Source organism: Caldicellulosiruptor changbaiensis (assembly GCF_003999255.1).
In the GTDB taxonomy this organism is placed as follows: Bacteria; Bacillota; Thermoanaerobacteria; order Caldicellulosiruptorales; family Caldicellulosiruptoraceae; genus Caldicellulosiruptor; species Caldicellulosiruptor changbaiensis.
Window position 1 is genome coordinate 1,287,219 of record NZ_CP034791.1, and the last position, 24,530, is coordinate 1,311,748.

The window sequence follows — 24,530 nt, forward strand, 5'->3', positions numbered from 1 at the left end:
ATGTCGAAAGAATATATTGTAATAAAAGGTGCAAAGGAGCACAACCTGAAAAATGTTGACTTGAAACTGCCTCGTGACAAACTAATAGTCTTTACAGGTCTTTCAGGTTCAGGAAAATCATCTTTGGCTTTTGACACTATCTATGCAGAGGGACAAAGAAGATATATTGAGTCATTGTCATCATATGCAAGACAGTTTTTGGGTATGATGGAAAAACCAGATGTAGATCACATAGAGGGACTATCGCCGGCTATATCTATTGACCAAAAGACAACCTCAAAAAATCCTCGTTCAACAGTTGGTACAATTACAGAAATTTATGACTATTTAAGACTTATGTTTGCGAGAGTTGGAAAACCTCACTGTTATATTTGTGGTAAGCCAATATCACAGCAGACAGTTGACCAGATGGTAGACGAAATAATGAAACTTAAAAATGGGACAAAAATTCAGGTCATGTCGCCTATTGTAAGAGGTAGGAAAGGGGAGTACCAAAAACAGTTTGAAGAGCTTATAAAGAGCGGGTTTGCACGAGTGAGAGTTGATGGTGTAATCTATGAGCTTGAAGAGGAGATAAAGCTTGATAAGAACAAAAAGCACAACATTGATGTTATTGTTGACAGGCTCGTCATCAAAGAAGGAATAGAGTCAAGACTTACAGGTTCGATTGAGACAGCGTTAGAACTCTCAGGCGGAATTGTGACTATTGATATTGTTGGCGACAGAGAAATTGTATTTTCACAAAACTTTGCATGTGTGGATTGTGGAGTTTCGTTTGAAGAGATAACTCCACGTCTTTTTTCTTTTAATACCCCTTATGGTGCGTGCCCAACATGTATGGGGCTTGGGTACTTGCAAAAGGTTGATCCTGACCTTTTAATTCCTGACAAGTCGATACCTATAGGTCAGGTTGCTATAAATGGATGGAATTTTAGTGAAACAAATTCATATGCCAGAATGGTTTTAGAGTCATTAGCAAAAGAGTACAATTTTAGCTTAAACACTCCTGTAAATAAACTTGACAAAAAGATTCTTGACATCTTTTTATATGGAACAGGAGAAGAGAAGATAAAGATTTACACCCCACGAGGGATTTATTATGCAAAGTATGAAGGACTTGTAAATAATCTTGAGAGAAGGTATAAAGAGACCCAGTCAGAATATGTAAAACAAGAAATTGAAGAATACATGAGCACATTTACGTGTCCTGACTGTTTAGGAAAGAGACTGAAAAAAGAGGCATTGTCAGTATTAATTGAAGGAAAGTCAATAGCAGATGTTGCTGATATGACAATCTTAGAGGCAAAAGGATTTCTACAAAGCCTAAATCTGCAGGGCAAGGATAGGGTTATTGCAGCGCCCATTTTGAAAGAAATTTTAGCAAGACTTGACTTTTTGATAGATGTTGGACTTGACTATCTGACACTTTCACGTTCAGCCGGTACTCTTTCGGGTGGAGAAGCACAGAGAATAAGACTTGCAACACAGATTGGTTCTGGACTTGTAGGAGTTTTGTATATCCTTGATGAGCCAAGTATTGGTCTTCATCAACGTGACAACCACAGACTTATAAAAACATTGCAAAAACTTAGAGACTTAGGTAATACGTTGATTGTTGTTGAGCATGATGAGGATACAATTAGAGCTGCTGATTATATAGTTGACATAGGACCAGGAGCAGGGGAGCATGGTGGTAGAATTGTTGCAGCTGGTACATTAGAAGATATAATTTCCTGTGAAGAGTCCATTACAGGACAGTATCTTTCTGGTAAAAAGAAGATAGAGATTCCTCAAGAGAGAAGAAAACCTGATGGTAGATGGCTTACAATAAAAGGAGCTTGTGAGAACAATCTAAAAAACATTGATGTCAGTTTTCCTGTAGGGCTTTTTACGTGTGTGACAGGAGTTTCAGGGTCTGGTAAAAGCACGCTGGTAAACGAGATACTTTACAAGGCAGCAAGTTCAATACTAAATAAATCTAAGGAAAAGCCTGGCAAGTACAAAGAAATAATTGGTCTTGAGCATTTTGACAAGGTAATCAACATAGACCAGTCGCCAATTGGAAGAACTCCACGTTCTAATCCTGCAACTTATACAGGTGTTTTTGACTTTATAAGAGAGATATTTGCTCAAACACCTGAGGCAAAAATGCGAGGATATAAGGCAGGAAGGTTTAGTTTTAATCTCAAAGGCGGAAGATGCGAGGCTTGTGGTGGAGACGGAATCATAAAGATTGAGATGCACTTTTTGCCAGATGTATATGTCCCTTGTGAGGTGTGCAAAGGTAAAAGATACAATAGAGAAACATTAGAGGTAAAATACAAAGACAAAACAATAGCTGATGTTTTAGAGATGACTGTTGAAGAAGCACTTGAATTTTTCAAAAACATTCCACGGATTAAGGCAAAACTTCAGACACTTTATGATGTTGGACTTGGCTACATCAAACTTGGCCAGCCATCTACAACACTTTCTGGTGGGGAGGCACAAAGGGTAAAGCTTGCAACAGAGCTTTCTAAAAGAGCAACAGGTAGAACATTGTACATCTTAGATGAACCCACAACTGGACTTCATATGGATGATGTAAACAAGCTCATAAACGTATTGCAGCGGCTTGTAGATATGGGTAACACAGTTATTGTGATTGAACATAATTTGGATGTTATAAAAGTTGCTGACTATATAATTGATTTGGGACCAGAGGGTGGAGACAGAGGTGGTGAGGTTGTGATTGCTGGTTCACCGGAAGAGGTTGCAATGTGCGAAAGGTCATACACAGGCATGTTTTTGAAAGAGATTTTAAAAGACAGGATATATGCAAAAAAATAAAGGGGCATTTACAACCGCTTAATGAAGGGTGTAAAGCCCCTTTTTTATTTTATCTCAAGATATTTTTCTATCCATTTTGGGTCAACTTCCTGACCCACAAACTTGTTTATTTGACTGTGCGTTTTTGTGTCATTTATGAGCAAGTACCCGATTAATCTTTTGTTTTTGACCACAAATTTTTTATAAACCATCTTTTCTTTGTTAAGACACTCAAATAGATTTGAATCTTTTACATCGTTTATGTTACCAGCAGAGACTATTTCCATTCCAAATGCTTTCAGAAAATATGGTATAAGTTTTCTTTGATATTCAATATTCTGTCCAAGAATGTTTTTGCCAACCACCTTGCCACTTTCAACTGCAAATGCCCATGTGCCAGGATTTTGATTGTCAAGATAGGCTGCATCTCCACATGCAAACACATCCTCTATTGAGGTTTGCATTCTGGTATTTACTCCAATGCCTTTTCTGGGACTCAGTATTCGTTTATCATTTACAAAATCTGTATTTGGCACAACACCTGCTGAAAAAATTACAATGTCAGATAAAATCTCTTTATTATTTGAAAGAAAGATTACCAACTTGTTGTTTGTTTTTTCTATTTTTTCAACTTTGCTATCAAAAATTATATTTATTCCCTTTCTTTTTATCTCTTCTTCAAAAAGCAAAGCACCTACTTCATCTAATTGTTTAGGTAAAAGTCGTTCTGCTATTTCAATTAGAAATACACTTTTACCTTCCAGTGTTGAAGCAAGTTCTAATCCCAAAAGCCCTGCGCCTATAATGGCAACTTCAGGGACTCGGGGAATGATTTCTTTCAATCGTAGAAGGTCTTCGTAGGTCCTCAAAGAAAAAACTTTATCTCTTGCTCTGATATCAACCACATCATCGCCGTTATATGGCTTGGCACCAGAGGCAATTACAAGTTTTTTATACCCTATTTTCTTGTCTGACCCAAACACAATCTTGTTGTTAAAATCAACCTCGATCACAGGCGAGTTTAGATAAATTTTTATGTTGTTATCTTCAAACCAGTTTTGTGGTTTTATAAAGAATTTCTCATCAATAGGATTGTAGATATAGTAAGGTAGTTTTAATCTGTAATAAGGCAGGACCTTTTCATTGCTTAAAATGCCTATCGAAAGATTAGAATCCTCTTTTCGTATTTCTTCCGCAACAGTTAATCCAGCGATTCCGCAACCAATAATCAACACGTCAAACTTTTCCATTGCTTTACACCAGCTTTTACTCTTTTATCTTTTCAGCAAATAGTATACCAAATTCGTACGCCTTTTTTAATTCCTCCTCATTGGGTTTGAAATTTACCTTGAGCCCTGGTTCAACTACTTTGAACCTTAACTGTTTTAACCGTGTTTCAATGTTTGAGACAGCTTCTCCACTCCAGCCATATGATCCAAAAGCAGCAGCAATTTTCCCTCCATGAACTATGGGGTTTAGCCTTATCAATATTTCATATATTGGTAAAAGAGCATCTGAGTTTATGGTAGGTGAGCCAAACAGCACACCTTTTGCCATGTATATCTTTTCCAATATATCTTCTATTTTGTGCTCAATTGCATTGTACAACAACACATCTATACCGCTTTGAACGATTGCTTCAGAAATCTTTTTGGCAAGCATTTCAGTGTATCCATATGCCGAAACATAGACAATAACCACATAAGGCTTTTCTGGTTCTTTTAGAAGCTCTTCTGACCACGATTTATACAAACCTATAAGTTCATCCTTGTAATTTGTCAAGATTGGACCGTGGCCTGTTGCTATGATGTCAATCCTTAGGTCTTTTATCTTTTCAATTGCCTGAAGGACATAGCTTTTAAATGGCGACATAATTACATCGTAATAGTACTTGTATGCATCCATAAATCCTTCTTTGTCATTATCCATTACCCAGTTGATGTCAAGATTTTCGGTACTATAATGACAGCCAAAAGAATCACAAGTAAAGAGTATACTATCTTCTATAAGATAGGTGTAAATTGAATCAGGCCAGTGTAAAAATGGAGCAGAAATAAATTTCAATGTCTTGTTACCCAAGGATATTTGGTCACCATCGTTTACAACTTGAGAATCAAAACTCTTGTTTGAAATCTTCTTCAAAAACCTCATGGCAGAGCTGCTACCAAATACTTTTATCTTCGGGTTTATCTCAAGCAGTCTTTCAATTGAACCAGAGTGGTCCGGTTCTGTGTGATTTACTATGAGATAGTCTATCTTTGCAGGGTCAATTATCTCTTTAATATTGTCTAAAAACTGGTCAAAAAATTTATACTTCACATTTTCAATAAGTGCAACTTTTTCAGAGCCAATTACGAGATAAGAGTTATATGTTGTTCCATATTTTGTGTACATTACAATGTCAAAAATACGAAGATTTGGATCTTGTACTCCTACTGAGTATATATTCTCTTTTAATTTTGTGTACATTCTAACTCTCACTCTCCTTGTAAAAAAAGTCTCAGTGTATTCAAAGATATTTATACCCCACAATTTTTTTTGTAAACAAATTAAGTGATATAAATTTTTGTTCAGTAATATATTTTAGTAGAAATACAATTAATAGAAGGGAAGAGAAAAATGTTAAGCAAAGTATCTAATCGATTTCTGGCTGTTACAATTTTAGCTATATTTGTTATTGCTTTAGTAGGTATAATTTCAAACAAAAGCTTAGAAAAAACAAAGATGGCATCTTCCGAAATACCAAAAACTACGCAAACCCAAACACAAGAGGTTTCAAAAGTAGATACTCTTAAAGGTTATCTTCAGGTAATGGTGGTGGACAGCAAAACTGGTACACCTGTTGAAGGAGCAAATGTAGTTTTTTCTAACTTAGAGCAGCTATATACAACAGGCAAAGATGGAAAGACACAGCTTATACCAATGAACATTAAATCAACTGGAGGTTTAGGGATTACATCACAGCCTTATGAAGAGGTAGTAATTGGGGTATTTAAACAGGGATATGCAGATTATATCTTATTCAACGCGAAGGTAAGACCTACAACGCAAGACAAGCCACAACTTAAAGTGATACGAGTTGTAAAAGCTTCTACTGCAACAACCACTCCTGTTTTTGCAATGGAAAAGTATTCTTCTGAGATGGCAAAAGAAGTGATGAATAAAATGAAGGCAAAACTAAATTCACTTGCAAATTCCACACAGGAAATTGAGGAAATAGAAATTAGTGAATAGGGTGCCTTGTAAAATGGCACTTTTTTTTTATATAATAGAGCTTGTACATTTAAAAATCTTTTCGTTGTTAGAAAGGTCTTAACAGCCATGAACCAGGAAGTTTTGATTCTTTTAAAAAATCTCCTTTATCTTTTTGCCATTATCTTCATAGGATTTATTGGTACTAAAATACGGTTGTTTTCATCAACTATAAAAGATTCTGTGAGCGAGTTGATAATAAAAGTAACCGCTCCAATCCTATTATTTACAAGCATAAGTAGCAAACCCTATTCTTCAACTGTTGTAAAAAATGTCTTTACATTGATAATCTCAGCCTTTGTTGGGATAATATTGTTACTTGGGACAGGTTACATAACAGCAAGGTTATTTAAGCTTCAAGGCAAAACATTTTACACACATATATTTTGCTCAGCTTTTGGAAATACTGGTTTTTTGTCATTTCCCCTGTTGTATTCTATATTTGGTGAAAAGGGTGTGTTTTACGCTGCAAGTTACAATATAATGCATGACTTTTTGGCTTGGTCATTAGGACTTTCGATAATAACAAAACACAGCAGTGAGAAAACTAAATTTGGTTTTAAAAATGCAAATTCAATTGCCATTTTCTCAGCATTTGTAGTGTATTTACTAAAAGGAGCTTTGCCAGCTGAAATTTTGAGTTACTACAATAGATTTTTTCTCACTATTTACGATGCATTAAATCCATTTGGAAAAACAACCATTTATTTGTCTATGTTTTTTATTGGCTGCCTTTTAGCAGAAGTTTCATTTAAAGATACAGTTAAGACATATCCTGCTTATGGCATTGTTGCATTTAAGATGGTGGCTTTTCCTCTATTGATTACATTTTTGACCAAATTCATGAGCTTAGATAACTTTACAAGGCTGATTATTATACTCCAAACAGGAATGCCAACTGCAATAATTAGTTCAGTACTCTCGTATAGATACAAAGCTGATAGTTCATATGCTACACGTACAATATTTATTACAACAATTTTTTCCCTGTTGACAATTCCTTTTCTTGTGTTTATATATTATCATATTTAAAAATCCAAAAGAGAGGATGATTAAATTTGCAGCATGAGATTGTTATTGTGTTGGACTTTGGGGGACAGTACAATCAGCTAATTGCACGAAGAGTACGAGAATGTGGTGTTTATTGTGAGATTTGGCCATATGACACACCCTTAGAGAAGATAATTGAGAAAAATCCAAAAGGAATAATCTTTACTGGTGGACCATCAAGCGTGTATGAAGAGAATGCGCCTGTTGTGGATAAAAAGATATTTGAAATTGGCATTCCAATTCTTGGAATATGCTATGGAAATCAGCTGATTGCATATCTTTTAGGTGGTAAGGTTTCAACTGCCCTCTTTAGAGAGTATGGTAAAACACATATAAAATACAATACAAATTCGCCTTTGTTCACAGGCTTGCCAGAAAGCTCAATTTGTTGGATGAGCCATACTGACTTTGTAGAAGAACTCCCGGCTGGATTTGAAATTTTAGCTTCTACTGAAAATTGTGCCATTGCTGCATTTGGCAGTAGAGAGAAAAAGATCTATGGTGTACAATTCCATCCAGAAGTTGTTCACACTGAGTTTGGGCAAGAAATAATAAAAAACTTCTTGTTCAATATCTGCGAATGCAAAGGTGATTGGAAGACATCATCATTCATAGAAGAAAAAATAAATGAGATAAGAAAAATTGTGGGTGATCAAAAGGTTGTATGTGCACTTTCTGGCGGTGTTGATTCATCTGTTGCGGCAGTGCTTGTTCATAAAGCAATAGGTAAAAATCTCTTCTGTATATTTGTTGACCATGGACTTTTGAGAAAAGGAGAAGCAGAAGAAGTCATAAGAACATTCAAAGGACAGTTTGACATGAACGTAATCAAGGTTGATGCAAAAGAGAGATTTTTAAAAGCTTTGTGTGGTGTCATAGATCCTGAGAGAAAGAGAAAAATAATAGGTGAAGAGTTTATACGTGTTTTTGAAGAGGAGGCTTCAAAACTTGGAGATGTAAAATTTTTAGTGCAAGGTACAATTTATCCTGATGTTGTTGAAAGTGGAGTTGGTAAAGCTGCGACAATAAAGAGTCATCACAATGTTGGTGGTTTGCCAGAACATATCAAGTTTGAGAGGATAATCGAACCGCTGCGCGAGCTTTTCAAAGATGAGGTAAGAAGGGTAGGAATAGAATTAGGAATTCCAGAAAAGATTGTAAGAAGACAGCCGTTTCCGGGACCCGGCCTTGCAATAAGGATAATTGGTGAGGTTACAGAAGAAAAGCTTGAGATACTTCGGGAGGTTGACTGGATTTTCAGAAAAGAAATTGAGGCGTGTGGACTTGACAAAGAAATTTGGCAATACTTTGCAGTACTCACTGACATGAAAAGTGTTGGTGTGATGGGTGATGAAAGAACATATGACTATACTGTTGCACTTAGGGCTGTTACAAGCGTTGATGGTATGACAGCTGACTGGGCAAAGATTCCTTATGATGTGTTAGAAAGGGTTTCGAACGAGATTGTAAACACTGTAAGAAAGGTTAATAGAGTTGTATATGACATTACTTCAAAACCACCTGCTACAATTGAGTGGGAATGATGTTAAAAAATTTTTTATAAGGGCTTGAATTTTATAATAGATGGGTGTAACATATTTATAAGTTGATTAGTGGGATGTGATATGAAGGATATTGTAAATCTTGCTTTGAAAGTGCTATGGGGTATAAATCTTATCTTTTGTGTAATGGTGTTTGCTTATTCTAAAAGCATAGCTGTTTTTATAATAGTGCTGGGCAGCAGTGTAGTATTGCTATTTATTCTATATTCTCTATTGTTACTTTTGAAATCTGCATTAAGAGGCAAAATTAATTTTATTTATTTGTTACTTCATAGCTTAGCAGTTGTGGTTTTGATACTGCTATCTGCTTTTATCTTCAAGTTTTACAATGTAAGATTTGTTTATTTCCTCTGGACGTTGATAAGCTATCCTCTGATTTTTATTGTGTCATATGTTGTAGCTTATATTTATAAAACATCATCGAGGAAGTGAAAAATAAAATGAGCGAAGGTGTAATGAAAGTTTTGTTCACAATACCAATTGGCAAGGGCATTCCTGTGAGGGTAGCAGTTGTTGAGATGTGGGGCGTGATGGCATTTTTGATTATATTAGCATTTTATCTCACGTCTAACATGAAATTAGTGCCGAGCAGAAAACAAGTCATTGCTGAGTTCATAGTCGACTCAATAAACAAAATCACTAAAAACTTTTTAGGCCATTATTGGCATATATTTGCTCCCTATTTAGGTACACTATTTTTATTCTTACTTGGGCTAAACTTGTTGGGCCTTATAGGTCTTCAGCCCCCTACAAGTAATTTAAACGTAACTGCAAGCTTTGGTGTTATGTCAATTTTGATATTGATAGTTTCAACTATTGTTCTCAAAAACCCAATTGGGTGGTTTTTGAGTCATTTTAAGCCCATTCCTATAGTCTTCCCATTTAAATTTTTAGACTATTTGACAAGAATTCTTTCTCTTTCTGCACGATTATTTGGCAATATCCTTGCTGGTGTTACCGTCATGGAGCTTATCTATCATGGACTTATAAAAGCTCATATACCTCCTGTTGGTATACCAGCAGCGTTGAGTTTATATTTCGATATTTTTGATGGTGTTTTGCAAGCGGTAATCTTTACATTCTTGTCATTAATTTATCTATATGAAGCTTTGGAAGAATAAAATTTTTTGGAGGTGTTTTAAATGACAGCATTAGCAGCAGGTATAGCAATGCTTGCTGGTTTAGGTGTAGGTATTGGCATTGGTATTGCAACTGCTAAAGCAGCAGAATCTGTGGGAAGACAGCCAGAAGCGTATGGTAGGATTTTACCATTATTTTTCATTGGTGCTGCGCTTGCAGAAGCTGTTGCAATTTATAGCTTTGTTATAGCTATTTTGTTGGTTTTGAAAGCTTAAACGCTCTCCAGATGGCTTGGGGAGCGTCATCTCTTTATTTTCGAATTAAAGCGTGAGGTTGAGATAGAAATTTTGGCAGAGAGTTCAAAAAAGGAGATGAGAACATAGATGTTTGACCTTGCAATTTTTGAAAATATGTTCTTCTGGGCAATTATAAACTTTTTGATACTTTACTTAGTTTATAGAAAATTCTTTTTCAAAAAAGTAACTGCCTTTATGGAAAAGCGTTCAAACATGATTCAAGAGCAGCTTGACTTTGCTGCAAAGTCAAAAGAAGAGGCTATAAAATTGAAGGAAGAATATGAAAATATCTTATCTCAGGCACATGCGAAGGCAAACGAGATAGTCCAAAACGCTATGATTGAAGCCCAAAAACAGGCTGACAAGATTATTGAAGATGCCAAGCTTGAGGCAAACAAGATTATTGAAAATGCTCTCAAGCAGCTTGAGATTGAGAAGAAAAAACAAATCAATGAACTTAAAAACCAGTTTGTCTCAATTGCTCTTCTTGCTGCATCTAAGGTTATTGAAAAGAATTTAAACACTGAAGAAAATAGGAAAATGGTTGAGAATATATTTGACGAGGCAGGGGTTGCTTAAAAATGTTGCCAGCAAAAAGATATGCTGAAGGATTGATAAAGCTTGCTCAGGAAGAGGGAAAACTTGAAAAATTCTTTGTGGATCTTTTTAAGATATACGACTTGTTTAAGACAAATAGAGAGTTTGTAGACCTTTTATTTGACCTTGAGATGAAAGTATCTGATAAAAAAGAGAAGATAAAACAATTTCTTGATGAAAGCATTGATAGATATATTGTCAATCTCATTTATTTGCTAATCGACAAACGAAGAGAGATTTTACTTCCATATATACCTTTTTATTATAAAGAAATGTATGACAAGGCAATTGGTAATGTAGATGTTGAGGTTATTGTAGCAGAAGAAGTTGACGAGGACGTTTTGAGAAAGATATCAAACTGGCTTTTGAAAAGGTATGATGTTAAAAATCCGCGCTTTAAAGTTAAGGTTGATAGAAGTATCATTGGAGGAATAAAACTTTTATTCAACAATATTGAGGTCGACGCTACAATTAAAGGTGCATTGGATTCGATAAAAAAAGAACTTATCCAGAATGCTATTTAGGGGTGATGATTTAAGATGGTTGATGTAACTATAAGACCAGATGAGATTGCCTCAATCATAAAAGAGCAAATAAAAAACTATGAAAAGAAGATAGAAACAAATGACGTTGGCGTTGTGATTATGTCAGGAGATGGTATTGCGAGAATACACGGCCTTGACAATTGTATGGCTGGTGAGCTTTTAGAATTTCCTAACAACGTTTATGGAATGGCGCTTAACTTGGAAGAAGACAATGTTGGGTGCGTTATTTTAGGAAATGACAGGGAAATCAAAGAAGGTACAATTGTCAAGAGAACAGGCAGAGTAGTAGAGGTACCTGTTGGGGAAGAGCTTTTAGGTAGAGTTGTAAATGCCTTGGGTCAGCCTATTGATGGTTTGGGCCCCATCAATGCAACGAAGTACAGACCAGTTGAGAGGATAGCGCCAGGCGTTATTGAAAGAGAGCCTGTTAAAACTCCACTTCAAACAGGCATTATGGCAATTGATGCCATGATTCCAATTGGAAGAGGACAAAGAGAGCTTATTATTGGAGATAGGCAAACAGGAAAAACTGCTATTGCGATTGATACAATTATCAATCAAAAAGACCAGGGAGTATACTGCATCTATGTAGCGATTGGTCAAAAGGCATCAACTGTTGCGCAGATAGTGCACACATTAAAGGAATATGGGGCAATGGACTATACAATTGTTGTCAGTGCAACTGCAAGTGACTCAGCACCACTTCAATTCTTAGCACCTTATGCAGGCTGTGCAATGGGAGAAGAGTTTATGGAATCTGGAAAAGATGCTCTTATAGTTTACGATGACTTATCAAAACACGCAGTTGCATACAGGGCAATGTCACTTCTTTTGAGACGACCACCTGGCCGTGAAGCATATCCGGGGGATGTTTTTTACCTTCATTCAAGACTTTTAGAAAGAGCTGCAAAGTTAAATAGCCAGCGTGGTGGAGGTTCTCTTACAGCTTTACCTATCATTGAGACACAAGCTGGTGATGTTTCAGCATATATTCCCACAAATGTCATTTCAATAACTGATGGCCAGATATATCTTGAAAGTGAGCTGTTTTACGCTGGTATAAGGCCCGCGATAAATGCAGGTATATCAGTTTCAAGAGTAGGTGGCAATGCTCAGATAAAGGCTATGAAGAAAGTTGCAGGAAGATTGAGACTTGACTTGGCACAGTACAGAGAACTTGAAGCTTTCGCTCAGTTTGGTTCAGAGCTTGACAAATCAACTCGTGAAAGACTTGCCCAAGGTCAGCGAATTGTAGAGACACTAAAACAGCCTCAATACAAGACACTACCTGTTTGGCACCAAGTTGTCATCCTTTATAGTGCAGTAAATGGGTATTTAATGGATATAGAAGTAAATAAAGTTAGAGAATTTAATGAGAAATTAGTCCAATACATCTCTGCAAACTATCCGCAAATATTTGATTCTATAAAAGAGACAAAGGACTTGACGCCTGAGAATGAAGAACTGTTAAAGAAGGTAATTAGCGAGTTCAAAGAGAGATTTAAAAGTAGCAAGTAGGTGAAATCAAAGATGGCAAACAAAACAAGGTGGATAAAGTCAAGGATTAGAAGTGTCAATGAGACGAAAAAGATTACAAGAGCTATGTATCTCATCTCTGCATCTAAGATGAAAAGGTCACGAGATAGACTTGACAGTACCAGACCATATTTTGAAAAAATAAACGAATTTATGAAAGATCTTGTGATACATGGTATGGAGACAAATCACATTCTCTTTGAAGGGTCATATAAAGAGGGACAAAAAGAGATTGGGGTAATTGTAATTAGTGGTGACAAAGGGCTGTGTGGCGGTTACAATGCAAATGTTATAAGAAGCGCTTTGAATTTGTACGAAAAGATTTCAAAAGAGGGAGAAGTATTATTTTTTCCAATAGGCATTGTTGGAAAAAATTTTTTATTCCGCCATGGTTACAAAGTAGAAGAAAATTTTAATTATCAGACTCAGTCTGTGTCTGTAAAAGTTGCAAAGGTGATTGCACAAAATGTTGTAAAAAAGTACTATAGAGGAGATATTCATGAGCTTTATATCATATATACCAAGCTAATTTCCACAATCAAACAAGATGTAGTTGTAAAGAAACTTCTTCCTCTTGATCCAAGTGAATTTGTGTCTGGTGAGGTTAAGAAAGATGAGACAATAAGATATGAACCAACCCCAACAGATGTGCTTAATGTTGTTATATATGAATATCTAAAAGGTATAATCTTTGGGGCAATGATGGACTCATATGTAAGTGAACTTGCTGCAAGGATGACAGCAATGGACAATGCAACAAAAAGTGCAGATGAAATGATACAAAAACTCGTGTTAAAGCTCAATCGGGAACGCCAGGCAGTGATTACTCAGGAGATATCAGAGATAATAAGTGGTGCAGCTGCTTTGAAATAAGTAACTATTTAAACTTGATTTTAAAGGGAGTGTAGCCAAAGATGGAACAAAATGTTGGTTATGTTGTTCAAATAATTGGTCCTGTAGTAGATGTGAGGTTTGAAAGTGGTAACCTTCCAGCTATTAATAATGCAATTGAGATTCATTTTGATGGAAAGACGCTTGTTGCAGAGGTTGCCCAGCATTTGGGCAATGATACTGTTCGCTGTGTTGCTTTGGGTTCAACTGACGGGCTCAGAAGAGGTGTAAAGGCAATTGATACAGGTGGACCCATTAAAGTTCCTGTTGGAAGAGGGACGTTGGGGAGAATATTCAATGTTTTAGGCCAGCCAATTGACAACAAAGGCGAAGTACAGGCCGCGGACTACTGGCCAATTCACAGAAGTGCACCTTCATTTGAAGAACAGGTGCCTGCAGTAGAGATTTTTGAGACAGGAATTAAGGTTATAGACCTCTTAGCACCATATGCAAAAGGTGGGAAGATTGGTCTTTTTGGTGGTGCAGGTGTTGGCAAGACTGTTCTCATCATGGAGCTTATCAGAAATATTGCAACAGAACATGGTGGATTTTCAATATTCACTGGGGTTGGTGAACGAACAAGAGAGGGAAATGACCTTTGGCTTGAGATGAACGAATCAGGTGTTATAGAGAAGACAGTTTTGGTCTTTGGCCAAATGAACGAGCCACCAGGGGCAAGAATGCGAGTTGCCCTCACTGGTCTTACCATGGCCGAGTATTTCCGTGATGTAGAAGGGCAGGATGTGCTTTTGTTTATTGACAACATTTTCAGATTTATCCAAGCAGGTTCTGAAGTATCAGCGCTGTTAGGAAGAATCCCCTCAGCTGTTGGGTATCAGCCAACACTTGCAAACGAGGTCGGCGCTTTGCAAGAGAGGATAACCTCTACAAAAAGAGGATCAATAACCTCTGTTCAAGCAATCTATGTTCCGGCTGATGACCTCACTGACCCAGCACCTGCTACTACATTTGCTCACCTTGATGCAACAACTGTTTTGTCAAGACAGATTGCTGAGCTTGGTATATATCCTGCAGTTGACCCGCTTGACTCTACATCACGAATACTTGACCCACGAATTGTGGGTGAAGAGCACTATTATGTTGCAAGGACAGTCCAGCAGATTTTGCAAAGGTATAAAGAACTTCAGGATATCATTGCAATATTGGGTATGGATGAGCTTTCTGAAGAAGACAAATTGATTGTCTACAGAGCAAGAAAGATTCAGAGATTTCTTTCTCAGCCGTTCTTTGTTGCTGAAGCTTTCACAGGAAGACCTGGAAGATATGTCAAGCTGAAAGATACAATAAGAGGATTTAAAGAAATAATTGAGGGCAGAATGGACCATATCCCTGAGCAGTATTTCTACATGGTTGGAACAATTGACGAGGTTTATGAGAACTATGAAAAGGACATGAAGGGTAAATAAGTTTTGAGGTGATACTGCAAAATGTCAACGTTTGAATTAGAAGTTTTGCAACCTGAAAGGGTCTTTTTTAAAGACAAAGTGGAGATGATAGTTGTTCGTGCAATAGATGGAGAAATAGGTGTAATGGCAGGTCACGAACCAATTGTCACACCCATTGGAATTGGAAAGCTTAGGATAAAAAAGGATGGAAAATGGCGCGAGGCAGCAATTGCGGGAGGTATTCTTGAAGTTAACCGAAACAAGGTTGTTATCTTGACTGACGCTGTTGAGTGGCCAGAGGAAATAGACAGACAAAGAGCTTTAGCTGCGAAAGAAAGAGCTGAAAAGAAACTTCAGCAAAAACTTCCGCCAGATGAGTTTGAAAGATATCAGGCAGCTTTGTATAGAGCTATAAACAGGCTAAGAATGATTGAAGAACGTAAAAATGGTGACTAATATAAAAAGGGGCTGTCCAAAAAGATGAATGGACAGTCCCTTTAATTTTGCTCTTTTGACATAGTGATATATTTTTGATATAATATATCAAAAATGATAACATGAGGTGATAACCCATGGCTCGTAAACATGATAAAATTGTCTTCAAAAATTACAATCCATACCAATATTTAATGCCTATCGACCCAGAAGCTTTTATCCCTCAAAATCATTTGGTCAGAGTAATTGATAAAATCATTGATAAGATAGATATATCAACCATAATGGAAAAGTACAAAGGTGGTGGTACAAGTAGTTATCATCCACTGATGTTATTAAAAGTTTTAATCTATGCTTACATACAAGGTATTTATTCATCGAGAAAAATAGCTCGGGCTTTACGAGAAAACATTACTTTTATGTGGCTTTCAAAATATCAAGCTCCTGATTTCAGAACTATCAATAGATTTAGAAAAGAAATTTTGGGAGAGGCAATTGAAAATATCTTTGCTGAGGTGGTTAAACTTCTTATAGAGTTAGGGTATGTAAACTTCGACTATTATTATCTCGATGGGACAAAAGTTGAAGCTAATGCAAACAAGTATTCTTTTGTTTGGGCTAAAAGTACAAGAACTTTCGAAAAAAAGTTAAGAGAGAAAGTGAAAAACATAATCGAAGAGATTGAAAAAATAAATGAAGAGGAAGATAAAGCATTGGGAGATTTAGATGTAAAGTTAGAAGCTGACTATGATAGCAAGCAGTTAGAAGAAAAGATTGAGCAAATAAATCAAAAACTTGAGGAGGCTGAGTTTAAAAGCAAAAGAAAAGAAAAAAGAGTAAAGAAGCTGGTAAAGGTATTGAAAAATGATTGTGTTTTCAGACTCAAAAAGTATGAGAATTATGAGGCAATTTTAAATGGCAGAAACAGCTTTTCTAAGACAGACAATGATGCCACATTCATGAGGATGAAGGATGACCATATGAAAAATGGGATGCTAAAACCTGGGTATAATGTACAAATCGGCACACAGAACCGATTTGTGATAGGTTTTAGCATCCACCAAAGTCCCACAGACACTGTCTGCCTAAAAGAGCATCTTTAGGTTGTGAAGAAGATGACAGGATTCACACCCAAGAATGTTGTGGCAGATAGTGGCTATGGGTCTGAAGAAAACTACCTTCATCTGAAAAAATGTGGCATTAATAGCTACATTAAGTATAACACATTTGACTTGGAGCAGACAAGGAGGTTTAAGAAAGATATTTTCAATGTAAGGAACTGGGAGTACATAGCTGAAGAAGATGCCTATGTTTGTCCTGCTGGTAAGAAGGCTAAATATTTGTATCCGAAGATAAGTGCAAATGAGAGAGGATTTGTAAGTTATGAGAAGGTATATCAATGTGAAGATATTTGTAATGGCTGTGAATACAGAGAAAAATGTTATAAAGGTAAAAGATGGAAGAAGAGATTTAGTGTAAGACCAAGGTTAGAGAAATTGAAGGAAGAGGTAAGGCAAAGGCTATTGAGTGAAGAAGGCAAAGAAATTTACGAAAAGAGGAAGATAGAAGTTGAGACAGTATTTGGGATAATAAAGAACAATAAAGGATTTAGGAGGTTCCTGCTCAGGGGTATTAAGGGTGTAAAACTTGAGTGGGGTTTGGTTTGTATTGCCTATAACATAGAAAAATTAGCGAAGATAATAATAGAGGGCTGGGGTAAAACTGCCACCCAACCCTTTTTTTGTTTGCTATATAGTTCAATATTGGTATTTAATAGCATCAAATGCCCGATTCTGGTTATTAAAAATTATTGTTTTGGGACAGCCCCTTTTTTCTTTTATTTCGTTTATTTTTTCTTTTTACTTTTCTTTTTTTCACCTTTTCCTTCTTTCTTGGTCTTATTGGTAGTCTCTTTTTCTTTTGCAGGCTCGCTATGTTCTTCCTCTTCCTCATCTTCCTTAACTTCTTCGTCTTCTAACAGCACTTCCTCGTCCACATCTAATTCTTCAAAATCTAATGGAGTGTCCACAAGGTCAATTTCTTCATCTGGCAGTTCTGTCAGAATATCTGGTTCTATATCTACAAAGTCACTTTCGAAATTCTCTGGCTCTGGTTCTTTCAATGCATCTTCTTCTATCTCAGCGTCATCAACAACACCTGTTAAAAGTCTTTCTTCAAAACAAGAATCACACATGTCTTGGTCCTCTGGAATATACTCCTCATGGCAGTATGGACAAAGTTTCATGTTTTCTTCTGTGACCTTTTTTAGCTGCTCTAAATCCCTTTTGCAAATAGGGCAGAGGTCTTCCTCCTCAGGTATTCTGTTTAACTCACATCTTGGACAGTATTTATAACCCATCTTCTTTTTCCCCCTAAAAAGTTGATTTGCTATCAAAATAATATTAATTAGTCTTATGAAAAAAATCAACTAAATTTTACTTAACAACAGCCTTTATTTTTGCTACTATAAAAACATAAAGAAAATAAAGACGTAAGGGGAAGCTTTCTAAGTTGTTTGGATATGTCGTGCCGTATAAGCCCGAACTTAAAATACGAGATTACAATTATTATAAAGCAATCTACTGTGGAATATGTCTGCAGACAAAAAAGATTGGTAATATTCCGAGAGTATTTTTAAATTACGATTTTGTGTTTTTATACCTGATTTTAAAAGAGCATTTTAACATACAAGAAGAATTCGGCAATACAAGATGTATCGCTCATCCTCAAAAAAAGGGAGTATTTATCAAATCAAATAAAATTTTAGAGTATGTAAGCGACCAAATGGTGATGTTGAGTTTTTTAAAACTCTATGATGATTATGTTGACGAAAAACGACTTATAAGTTTTACTTTATACAATGTGTTAAGACCATATCTCAAAAAGATAACAAGAATGTATCCTACATCGTTTAAAAAGATAAAAGAACTATTTGAGAAGCAACTTTTGCTTGAAAAATCAGAATGTCAAAACATTGATGAGGTGGCACACAATTTTGGCCAGATTTTGGCTGAGATTTTTGCATACAATGATGATCCAAAGTTAAGAGAAATAGGTTTTTATACTGGTGTTTGGATATACCTTGTTGATGCCATTGATGACTATATTGATGATGTGAAAAAAAAGAGATATAATTGTTTGAAATATCATCTTCAAAGGTGCAAAGAGAACAGTGCTCTATTTGAAAGAGAGATAAGTATCCTTAAAGTGAGTTTAGATAATTATCTTGCCAGATTGAATGGACTTATAAAAGGGTATAATAATCAGTTGTTAGACAATATAGTTCAACTTGGAATGTACTCAAAGACAGAAGAGGTAATAAACAAATTGAAAGCAAACTTTTTTAAGGAGTTGAAGATGTGATGAGAGACCCGTATGAGATTTTAGGTGTGAGAAAAGGTGCAACAAAAGAAGAGATTAAAAAAGCTTATCTTGAGCTTGTTAAAAAGTATCATCCAGATAAATTTAAAGACAACCCACTGCGTGAACTTGCGGAAGAGAAGTTAAAGGAGATTAATGAAGCATATAATATACTTATGAATGATCAATACTCAAGCTATGAGTATTCTACATATGACCAAAATTCTATTTACCAGCAAGCAAGAGATTTAATTGCGCAAGGCAATTTAAGTGCAGCAGAGAACTTGCTCAATCAAAACCCACAAAATGATGCAGAGTGGTTTTACTTAATGGGAATAATATATCAAAAAAGAGGGTGGATAAATCAAGCCTACAGGTATTTTGTTGAGGCATATAGTCGTGACCCCAGCAATTTTGAATACAGACGTGCAAAAGAACAGTTTGAGACAACCTCAAGAAATTACGAATGGTCAGCATATAACAGGGGTTATAGACGCCATGATGACTGTGATATATGTACAATATGTCAGATAATCGCCTGCTGGGAATGTTGTTGTGACAATGACGTTGGTTGCTGAGGAGGTAGAATGGTTGATAAATCTCTACAAACTTGACAACAATCTTCGGCTCGTGTATGAAAAAGTAGATACTGTAAAGACAGTAAGTGTTGGAGCATGGATATTAGCAGGTTCAAGGTATGAGACTAAAAGTGAGAATGGGATTTCTCATTTTATCGAGCATATACTTTTTAAAGGTACAAAAAATAGAAGCTCCAAAGAAATAGTCTATGAAATAGAATCCATAGGTGGGCAAATAAACGCGTTTACTGCAAAAGAGTATACTTGTTTTTATGTAAGAGTATTAGACGAGTTTTTGGAAAAAGCATTTGAAATCCTGTCTGATTTACTTCTAAATCCTCTAATAAATCCAGAGGATATTGAGAAAGAAAAAACTGTTATAATTGAGGAAATTAATATGTCAAAAGATGACCCGGAAGAAATTTTGTACCAAGCATTAAATGATTTGATATGGAAAGGGGAAACGTTATCATATCCAATAATTGGGAAAGAATCTACTGTAAAAAGGATTGACAGAAACAAGATATTAAATTTTATGAGAAAGAGATATAAGCCCGAAAATGTAGTGATTTCAGTGGCTGGCAACTTTGATGAAGCCCATCTTATAGATTTATGTGAAAGATATTTTGGTAGTTGGGAAAGATATTTAAAATCAAAAGACACGAATAACTCATCAGAACCTATCTTCAAAAGGGGAGCAGTTATAAAGTCAAAGAAGAGTGACCAAGCCCAAATTGCAATAGCGTTTGAAGGTTTTGGCCAAGAAGATGAAAATGTTTACAAGTTGTTAGTAGTTTCAAACATACTTGGTGGTGGAATGAGTTCAAGACTTTTTCAGAAGATAAGAGAAGAACTTGGACTTGTATACAGTATAAATTCTTTTGTCAGCACTTACAAAGATGTAGGGATGCTAATAGTGTACGCTGGCACAAATCCCAAAAATATAGGAGTGGTTTATAAAGAGATTCTTAACCAGATTAAACTCCTGATAAGGGGAAACTTGACTCATGATGAGGTAGAGGTTGCAAAACAGCAGATAAAAGGAAGTATCATTTTTGGATTGGAGAACACAAGTAGCAGGATGTCAAACCTTGGGAAGAATATGCTACTTTTAAATAGAATAATTGAAATGCAGGAGATAATTAATATGATTAATTCTATTAAATTCGACCAAGTTATGGACATAGTAAGAGAAGTATTGACAAAAGAGTTTTCTGTAGCTGTTGTGGGAAACAAAAAAGAGATAGATAGTAAAATTTTTGAGGAGAGACTTGTAACCGAATGAAAAAGGGGAGGAAGACAGATGATTTTAAAGATAAAAAGGGCAGATGATGCAAAAGATTTACCTTTGCCTCAATACGCTTCAGCTGGTTCTGCCGGGATGGACCTTTTTGCTTGTGTGGAGAATGAAGTGGTCATCAACCCTGGTGAGATAAAGCTTATCAGAACAGGGATATACATAGAGCTTCCAGATGGCTATGAAGCTCAGATAAGACCACGAAGCGGGCTTGCATTAAAATATGGCATTACAATTTTAAATTCCCCTGGAACAATTGACAATGACTACAGAGGAGAGATATGTATAATCTTGATTAATCTTGGGAAAGAGCCGTTTGTAGTAAAAAGAGGTGATAGAATAGCTCAGATGGTGATATGCAAGTATGAAAAGGCGAGAATAGAGGAGGTTTACAAACTTTCTGAAACAGAGCGTGGAGATGGTGGTTTTGGTTCAACTGGTATTTGAACAATTTCGAAAAAGAGGTGGTATCAAGATTGCTTTTGAGTAATATAAAAAATTCAAAGCCTATTGTGTGTCAGCATTCAGGAAAGATTATAGGCAATTCAGATGACATAGAAGTTTTGATTGACGATGATGGAAATATTTGCGGCATAGAGATTAGAAAAAGGCGAAATTTCCGGTGGGAGACAGAATTTATTGGATGGGAAAATATAGTTGTAATTGGTGATGATGTGATAATTGTAAACATAAAAGAGGGGGAGCTTGAATGATACTTCCAACCTCCTTTTTTGGATACTCAAAAGTTGAGGTAAGGGCGTATATTGAAAAGTTAAATGAAGATTTTAAAAACCAATCTTACAAGCTTGAAAACCAAAAAGAACTACTTATAAAAGAAAACGAAAGACTTAAAAAGGAGATTGAGAGGTTAAGTCTTCAGCTGTCTTCCGTACATGTCAAAGACATAAGCTGCTACCAAAGATTTGTTGATGAGTACTTTTTTAATGAATGGAAGGAATATTATTCAAAAAAGGCTTCAGAGGTTGAAGCTGAATATTCAAAAAGCTTAGAAGAGCTTGAAAAAATTAAAGAGAATACACTTAATCACATCTTGTACATAAAAAAGCAGAAAGAAAAAACCATTAAAAAACTAAAAGAGACTGTAGATGATATAGAAAGTTTACTTAATAATGAAGAAGAGTTATCTTTAAGGAAATTGCGAAGAGATTTTTACGTTGACGGTAACCTTATTTTACCATCAGGTATCATTATAAACCATGAAGTGATTGAAAATATGAAGGAAAGAGGATTTTTGATAGAATTTTTGAAACATCTTGCAAAGGAGGATGAAGATATATGAATACAGAAATAAAGGTTTTAGAACTTCTTGAGCAAAACCCAAAGCTCTCTGCAGAAGAAATTGCCATTATGCTAAATGAAAAGAAAGAGGAGATTGAAAGAGTAATTAAAAAGCTTGAAGATGAAAAGGTAATAGTCAAGTATCACACAATTGTCAATTGGGAAAAGACAGAAAAAGAGGTGGTGGAAGCAATAATTGAGGTAAAGGTAACTCCTCAAAGAGGTGTTGGATACGATGCAATTGCAAAAAGGATATACAAATTTCCAGAGGTCAAGGCGGTTTATCTTCTTTCTGGAAATTATGACTTACATGTAATTGTTGAAGGAAAGACAATGAAAGATATTGCCCATTTTGTAGGTTCTAAACTTGCACCGCTTGAATATGTTTTGTCTACAGCAACCCACTTTATAATGAAAAAATACAAAGACGCAGGGGTAATCTTAGAAGATGGTGAGAAGGATGACAGGGAGGTAATAACACCGTGAACTTAGAAAGATTTCTATCAAGGTCTGTTCAAAGTGTTCCACCTTCTGGTATTCGAAAATTCTTTGATATCGTCTCTGAAATGAAAGACGCTCTTTCGCTTGGCGTTGGGGAGCCAGACTTTGTTACACCCTGGAGTATAAGAGACATGGGCATATACTCTATTGAAGAAGGGCATACACATTACACATCAAACTATGGACTACTTGAACTCAGAAAAGAAATCAGCAATTACCTAAAGAGAAGATTTGACCTTAACTACCCCAATTATAGAGAACAAATTTTAGTTACAGTTGGTGCAAGTGAAGCTATTGACATTGCACTAAGAAGTATTATAAATCCTGGCGATGAGGTATTAATTCCTGAACCTTCATTTGTTTCTTATAAACCCTGTACAATTTTTGCAGGGGGTATTCCTGTTGAGGTTCCGACAAAAGCAGAAAATGATTTTAAACTTCGAGCAGATGATATAATTCCTAAAATTACACCACGGACAAAAGCTCTAATACTTTCATATCCAAATAATCCAACAGGCGCAATTATGACTAAAGAGGACTTAAAAGAGCTTGTCGATGTTCTGAAGGATAAAGACATTATTGTTATTTCAGATGAAATATATGCTGAGCTTACATATGAGGGTGAACATGTTTCTATTGCCAATTTTCCAGAGATGAAAGATAAAACAATACTAATAAACGGTTTTTCGAAGGCGTTTGCAATGACAGGTTGGAGACTTGGGTTTGTTGCAGCAAATGAGGTTTTTATAAAAGCAATGGCAAAAGTACATCAGTACATTATAATGAGTGCTCCCACGTTTTCCCAGTACGCTGCAATTGAAGCCTTACGTAGTGGGGCAGCTGAAGTTGAAAAGATGAGAGAGGAGTACAATCGCCGAAGACGATATATGGTGAGTAGGTTCAATAAGATGGGACTTGAATGTTTTGAACCAAAAGGAGCGTTTTATGTCTTTCCCTCAATAAAATCAACTGGACTTTCATCAGAAGTGTTTGCTGAGAAGCTTTTGTATCAGCAAAAGGTAGCCGTTGTACCAGGAACTGCATTTGGAAGTTGTGGAGAGGGGTTTATCAGGTGCTCATATGCATATTCAATAGAAACTATAAAAGAGGCTTTAGACAGAATAGAAAAGTTTGTAACAAATTTTAAAGCTCCAACTCACAGCCAAGAAACTCAGAAAAATAGTGTGGTAGTGGAGCAGTGATATTGTATTGTCTTTCTATTAAGTTAAAATCAAACTTTATTGAATATGCATGAAGCAATAGCGGAAAGTCTTTATATTTTCCTGTTCCATAAAGAACATCACCAACAATAGGATAACCAATTGATGCCAAATGTACTCTTAACTGATGTGTACGGCCAGTAATAGGCTTTAGTTTCAAGATTGAGTAGTTACTTTTGTAGGCAATTACTTCGTAGTAGGTGATTGCATAATCACCATCTTCATTAATTTCTCTTTTTATTCCATCATTTGACCTGCTGATGGGTTTTTCTATAAACCCACTTTTTTTTGTCAAAATTCCATCCACCACAGCTATATATGTTTTCTCAATTGTCCTTTTTTCAAATTCCGAAGAAACTATACTGTGAAAGTAAGAGTTTTTGGCAAATACTACAATTCCAGAAGTGTCTTTGTCTAACCTGTTTATTATATGTGACGTAACTCCTTGAGAATTTAAATACCACTCAACATTATTTGCAAGAGTGTCAAAGTAATGACCTTTAGATGGATGTGATGGAATACCAGATGGCTTGTTTACAAACAAAAAGAATTGATCTTCAAATAAAATATCAATACTACCTTTTATTGGAACTATATTTGAATAGATATCCTTTAGTTCAAGCTCTATTATTGACTCGGCAGTTGGGTGTTGATTGATTGAAAAAATTGGTGGTATAAACCTTATTTGTCCATTTGATTTTAGCTTGCTTAAAAGGGTTGATGAGAGAAATAACTTTTTTCTTAGAATTTCTTTGTATGTCATATTCAAATCCTCTTTTTTTATGACGTATACAAGTCTCATAATAAATTATTTTTC

General features: G+C 35.7%; 25 protein-coding genes and 1 pseudogene. 22 read left to right on the forward strand and 4 right to left on the reverse strand.

Features of this window, described 5'->3' with window-relative positions; genetic code table 11:
* Positions 1 to 2,829 (forward strand): excinuclease ABC subunit UvrA, encoded by a 2,829-nt coding sequence (gene uvrA, locus ELD05_RS06235; RefSeq protein WP_127351756.1) that lies wholly within the window; start codon positions 1 to 3, stop codon positions 2,827 to 2,829.
* 44 nt (positions 2,830 to 2,873) lie between these two features.
* On the opposite strand, the gene ELD05_RS06240 is transcribed toward uvrA, so the two are convergent.
* Positions 2,874 to 4,058 (reverse strand): NAD(P)/FAD-dependent oxidoreductase, encoded by a 1,185-nt coding sequence (locus ELD05_RS06240; protein WP_127351757.1) that lies wholly within the window; start codon positions 4,056 to 4,058, stop codon positions 2,874 to 2,876.
* A gap of 16 nt (positions 4,059 to 4,074) precedes the next feature.
* Positions 4,075 to 5,277 carry an FprA family A-type flavoprotein gene (locus tag ELD05_RS06245; protein WP_127351758.1) on the reverse strand — a complete coding sequence of 401 codons (1,203 nt, stop codon included), beginning with the start codon at positions 5,275 to 5,277 and terminating at the stop codon, positions 4,075 to 4,077.
* Between the two features lie 150 nt (positions 5,278 to 5,427).
* On the opposite strand from ELD05_RS06245, the gene ELD05_RS06250 reads away from it, so the two are divergent.
* The 13 genes and pseudogenes from ELD05_RS06250 to ELD05_RS06310 all read left to right on the forward strand — a co-directional run.
* Positions 5,428 to 6,042 (forward strand): hypothetical protein, encoded by a 615-nt coding sequence (locus ELD05_RS06250; protein WP_039763963.1) that lies wholly within the window; start codon positions 5,428 to 5,430, stop codon positions 6,040 to 6,042.
* 87 nt (positions 6,043 to 6,129) lie between these two features.
* Positions 6,130 to 7,092 (forward strand): AEC family transporter, encoded by a 963-nt coding sequence (locus ELD05_RS06255; RefSeq protein ID WP_127351759.1) that lies wholly within the window; start codon positions 6,130 to 6,132, stop codon positions 7,090 to 7,092.
* Between the two features lie 26 nt (positions 7,093 to 7,118).
* Positions 7,119 to 8,654: a glutamine-hydrolyzing GMP synthase gene (guaA, locus tag ELD05_RS06260; RefSeq protein WP_127351760.1), complete on the forward strand. Its 1,536-nt coding sequence runs from the start codon at positions 7,119 to 7,121 to the stop codon at positions 8,652 to 8,654.
* An 81-nt stretch (positions 8,655 to 8,735) separates the two neighbouring features.
* Complete coding sequence (locus ELD05_RS06265; protein WP_127351761.1) at positions 8,736 to 9,104, forward strand: hypothetical protein; 369 nt, start codon at positions 8,736 to 8,738, stop codon at positions 9,102 to 9,104.
* 8 nt (positions 9,105 to 9,112) lie between these two features.
* On the forward strand, positions 9,113 to 9,793 hold the full coding sequence (locus ELD05_RS06270) for a F0F1 ATP synthase subunit A (RefSeq protein ID WP_127351762.1): 681 nt from the start codon (positions 9,113 to 9,115) through the stop codon (positions 9,791 to 9,793).
* 21 nt (positions 9,794 to 9,814) lie between these two features.
* On the forward strand, positions 9,815 to 10,027 hold the full coding sequence (atpE, locus tag ELD05_RS06275; RefSeq protein ID WP_127351763.1) for an ATP synthase F0 subunit C: 213 nt from the start codon (positions 9,815 to 9,817) through the stop codon (positions 10,025 to 10,027).
* A gap of 108 nt (positions 10,028 to 10,135) precedes the next feature.
* A complete protein-coding gene (gene atpF, locus ELD05_RS06280) occupies positions 10,136 to 10,627 on the forward strand; it encodes a F0F1 ATP synthase subunit B (protein WP_127351764.1) in 492 nt (163 codons plus the stop codon).
* A gap of 2 nt (positions 10,628 to 10,629) precedes the next feature.
* Complete coding sequence (atpH, locus tag ELD05_RS06285; RefSeq protein ID WP_127351765.1) at positions 10,630 to 11,169, forward strand: ATP synthase F1 subunit delta; 540 nt, start codon at positions 10,630 to 10,632, stop codon at positions 11,167 to 11,169.
* Positions 11,170 to 11,184: 15 nt separating this feature from the next.
* The gene (atpA, locus tag ELD05_RS06290; protein ID WP_039763947.1) at positions 11,185 to 12,708 is read left to right on the forward strand and encodes a F0F1 ATP synthase subunit alpha; all 1,524 of its coding nucleotides are present in this window, start codon (positions 11,185 to 11,187) and stop codon (positions 12,706 to 12,708) included.
* 12 nt (positions 12,709 to 12,720) lie between these two features.
* The gene (gene atpG / locus ELD05_RS06295; RefSeq protein WP_039763941.1) at positions 12,721 to 13,599 is read left to right on the forward strand and encodes an ATP synthase F1 subunit gamma; all 879 of its coding nucleotides are present in this window, start codon (positions 12,721 to 12,723) and stop codon (positions 13,597 to 13,599) included.
* A gap of 41 nt (positions 13,600 to 13,640) precedes the next feature.
* A complete protein-coding gene (gene atpD, locus ELD05_RS06300; RefSeq protein ID WP_039763939.1) occupies positions 13,641 to 15,044 on the forward strand; it encodes a F0F1 ATP synthase subunit beta in 1,404 nt (467 codons plus the stop codon).
* A gap of 21 nt (positions 15,045 to 15,065) precedes the next feature.
* Positions 15,066 to 15,479 (forward strand): ATP synthase F1 subunit epsilon, encoded by a 414-nt coding sequence (gene atpC / locus ELD05_RS06305; protein WP_127351766.1) that lies wholly within the window; start codon positions 15,066 to 15,068, stop codon positions 15,477 to 15,479.
* A gap of 116 nt (positions 15,480 to 15,595) precedes the next feature.
* Positions 15,596 to 17,287, forward strand: a pseudogene (locus tag ELD05_RS06310) (IS1182 family transposase); the annotation flags it as partial.
* Between the two features lie 17 nt (positions 17,288 to 17,304).
* On the opposite strand, the gene ELD05_RS06315 reads toward ELD05_RS06310, so the two are convergent.
* On the reverse strand, positions 17,305 to 17,817 hold the full coding sequence (locus ELD05_RS06315) for a hypothetical protein (RefSeq protein ID WP_039763935.1): 513 nt from the start codon (positions 17,815 to 17,817) through the stop codon (positions 17,305 to 17,307).
* Positions 17,818 to 17,969: 152 nt separating this feature from the next.
* On the opposite strand from ELD05_RS06315, the gene ELD05_RS06320 reads away from it, so the two are divergent.
* The 8 genes from ELD05_RS06320 to ELD05_RS06355 are packed head-to-tail and all read left to right on the forward strand — an operon-like array spanning position 17,970 to position 23,695.
* Entirely contained in the window at positions 17,970 to 18,821 is an 852-nt protein-coding gene (locus ELD05_RS06320; protein WP_127351767.1) for a DUF5685 family protein, read from the forward strand.
* Positions 18,821 to 19,396, forward strand: a complete 576-nt coding sequence (locus ELD05_RS14855) for a J domain-containing protein (RefSeq protein ID WP_039763933.1) — start codon at positions 18,821 to 18,823, stop codon at positions 19,394 to 19,396. Before ELD05_RS06320 ends, ELD05_RS14855 begins: the two co-directional genes overlap by 1 nt.
* A 13-nt stretch (positions 19,397 to 19,409) precedes the next feature.
* Positions 19,410 to 20,681: a M16 family metallopeptidase gene (locus ELD05_RS06330; protein WP_127351768.1), complete on the forward strand. Its 1,272-nt coding sequence runs from the start codon at positions 19,410 to 19,412 to the stop codon at positions 20,679 to 20,681.
* Positions 20,682 to 20,699: 18 nt separating this feature from the next.
* Positions 20,700 to 21,140 (forward strand): dUTP diphosphatase, encoded by a 441-nt coding sequence (dut, locus tag ELD05_RS06335; RefSeq protein WP_039763930.1) that lies wholly within the window; start codon positions 20,700 to 20,702, stop codon positions 21,138 to 21,140.
* The gene (locus tag ELD05_RS06340; protein ID WP_241243644.1) at positions 21,137 to 21,406 is read left to right on the forward strand and encodes a PRC-barrel domain containing protein; all 270 of its coding nucleotides are present in this window, start codon (positions 21,137 to 21,139) and stop codon (positions 21,404 to 21,406) included. The genes dut and ELD05_RS06340 overlap by 4 nt, the downstream gene beginning before the upstream one ends.
* Positions 21,403 to 21,993, forward strand: a complete 591-nt coding sequence (locus ELD05_RS06345) for a hypothetical protein (protein ID WP_039763929.1) — start codon at positions 21,403 to 21,405, stop codon at positions 21,991 to 21,993. The genes ELD05_RS06340 and ELD05_RS06345 overlap by 4 nt, the downstream gene beginning before the upstream one ends.
* Positions 21,990 to 22,478, forward strand: a complete 489-nt coding sequence (locus ELD05_RS06350) for an Lrp/AsnC family transcriptional regulator (RefSeq protein WP_039763928.1) — start codon at positions 21,990 to 21,992, stop codon at positions 22,476 to 22,478. Before ELD05_RS06345 ends, ELD05_RS06350 begins: the two co-directional genes overlap by 4 nt.
* Positions 22,475 to 23,695: an aminotransferase class I/II-fold pyridoxal phosphate-dependent enzyme gene (locus ELD05_RS06355; RefSeq protein WP_039763927.1), complete on the forward strand. Its 1,221-nt coding sequence runs from the start codon at positions 22,475 to 22,477 to the stop codon at positions 23,693 to 23,695. The genes ELD05_RS06350 and ELD05_RS06355 overlap by 4 nt, the downstream gene beginning before the upstream one ends.
* On the opposite strand, the gene ELD05_RS06360 is transcribed toward ELD05_RS06355, so the two are convergent.
* Positions 23,637 to 24,515 (reverse strand): RluA family pseudouridine synthase, encoded by an 879-nt coding sequence (locus tag ELD05_RS06360; RefSeq protein WP_039763926.1) that lies wholly within the window; start codon positions 24,513 to 24,515, stop codon positions 23,637 to 23,639. The two genes, ELD05_RS06355 and ELD05_RS06360, sit on opposite strands and share 59 nt — an antisense overlap.
* Positions 24,516 to 24,530: the final 15 nt, after the last annotated feature.

Coding starts and splice junctions, on each gene's coding strand:
- ELD05_RS06255 (WP_127351759.1), top strand. CDS start 6,130: ATGAACCAGGAAGTTTTGATTCTTTTAAAAAATCTCCTTTATCTTTTT.
- ELD05_RS06250 (WP_039763963.1), top strand. CDS start 5,428: ATGTTAAGCAAAGTATCTAATCGATTTCTGGCTGTTACAATTTTAGCT.
- dut (WP_039763930.1), top strand. CDS start 20,700: ATGATTTTAAAGATAAAAAGGGCAGATGATGCAAAAGATTTACCTTTG.
- ELD05_RS06270 (WP_127351762.1), top strand. CDS start 9,113: ATGAGCGAAGGTGTAATGAAAGTTTTGTTCACAATACCAATTGGCAAG.
- ELD05_RS14855 (WP_039763933.1), top strand. CDS start 18,821: ATGAGAGACCCGTATGAGATTTTAGGTGTGAGAAAAGGTGCAACAAAA.
- atpD (WP_039763939.1), top strand. CDS start 13,641: ATGGAACAAAATGTTGGTTATGTTGTTCAAATAATTGGTCCTGTAGTA.
- atpH (WP_127351765.1), top strand. CDS start 10,630: ATGTTGCCAGCAAAAAGATATGCTGAAGGATTGATAAAGCTTGCTCAG.
- ELD05_RS06265 (WP_127351761.1), top strand. CDS start 8,736: ATGAAGGATATTGTAAATCTTGCTTTGAAAGTGCTATGGGGTATAAAT.
- ELD05_RS06315 (WP_039763935.1), bottom strand. CDS start 17,817: ATGGGTTATAAATACTGTCCAAGATGTGAGTTAAACAGAATACCTGAG.
- uvrA (WP_127351756.1), top strand. CDS start 1: ATGTCGAAAGAATATATTGTAATAAAAGGTGCAAAGGAGCACAACCTG.
- atpA (WP_039763947.1), top strand. CDS start 11,185: ATGGTTGATGTAACTATAAGACCAGATGAGATTGCCTCAATCATAAAA.
- ELD05_RS06245 (WP_127351758.1), bottom strand. CDS start 5,277: ATGTACACAAAATTAAAAGAGAATATATACTCAGTAGGAGTACAAGAT.
- atpF (WP_127351764.1), top strand. CDS start 10,136: ATGTTTGACCTTGCAATTTTTGAAAATATGTTCTTCTGGGCAATTATA.
- atpC (WP_127351766.1), top strand. CDS start 15,066: ATGTCAACGTTTGAATTAGAAGTTTTGCAACCTGAAAGGGTCTTTTTT.
- ELD05_RS06360 (WP_039763926.1), bottom strand. CDS start 24,515: ATGAGACTTGTATACGTCATAAAAAAAGAGGATTTGAATATGACATAC.
- ELD05_RS06350 (WP_039763928.1), top strand. CDS start 21,990: ATGAATACAGAAATAAAGGTTTTAGAACTTCTTGAGCAAAACCCAAAG.
- ELD05_RS06240 (WP_127351757.1), bottom strand. CDS start 4,058: ATGGAAAAGTTTGACGTGTTGATTATTGGTTGCGGAATCGCTGGATTA.
- ELD05_RS06345 (WP_039763929.1), top strand. CDS start 21,403: ATGATACTTCCAACCTCCTTTTTTGGATACTCAAAAGTTGAGGTAAGG.
- atpE (WP_127351763.1), top strand. CDS start 9,815: ATGACAGCATTAGCAGCAGGTATAGCAATGCTTGCTGGTTTAGGTGTA.
- atpG (WP_039763941.1), top strand. CDS start 12,721: ATGGCAAACAAAACAAGGTGGATAAAGTCAAGGATTAGAAGTGTCAAT.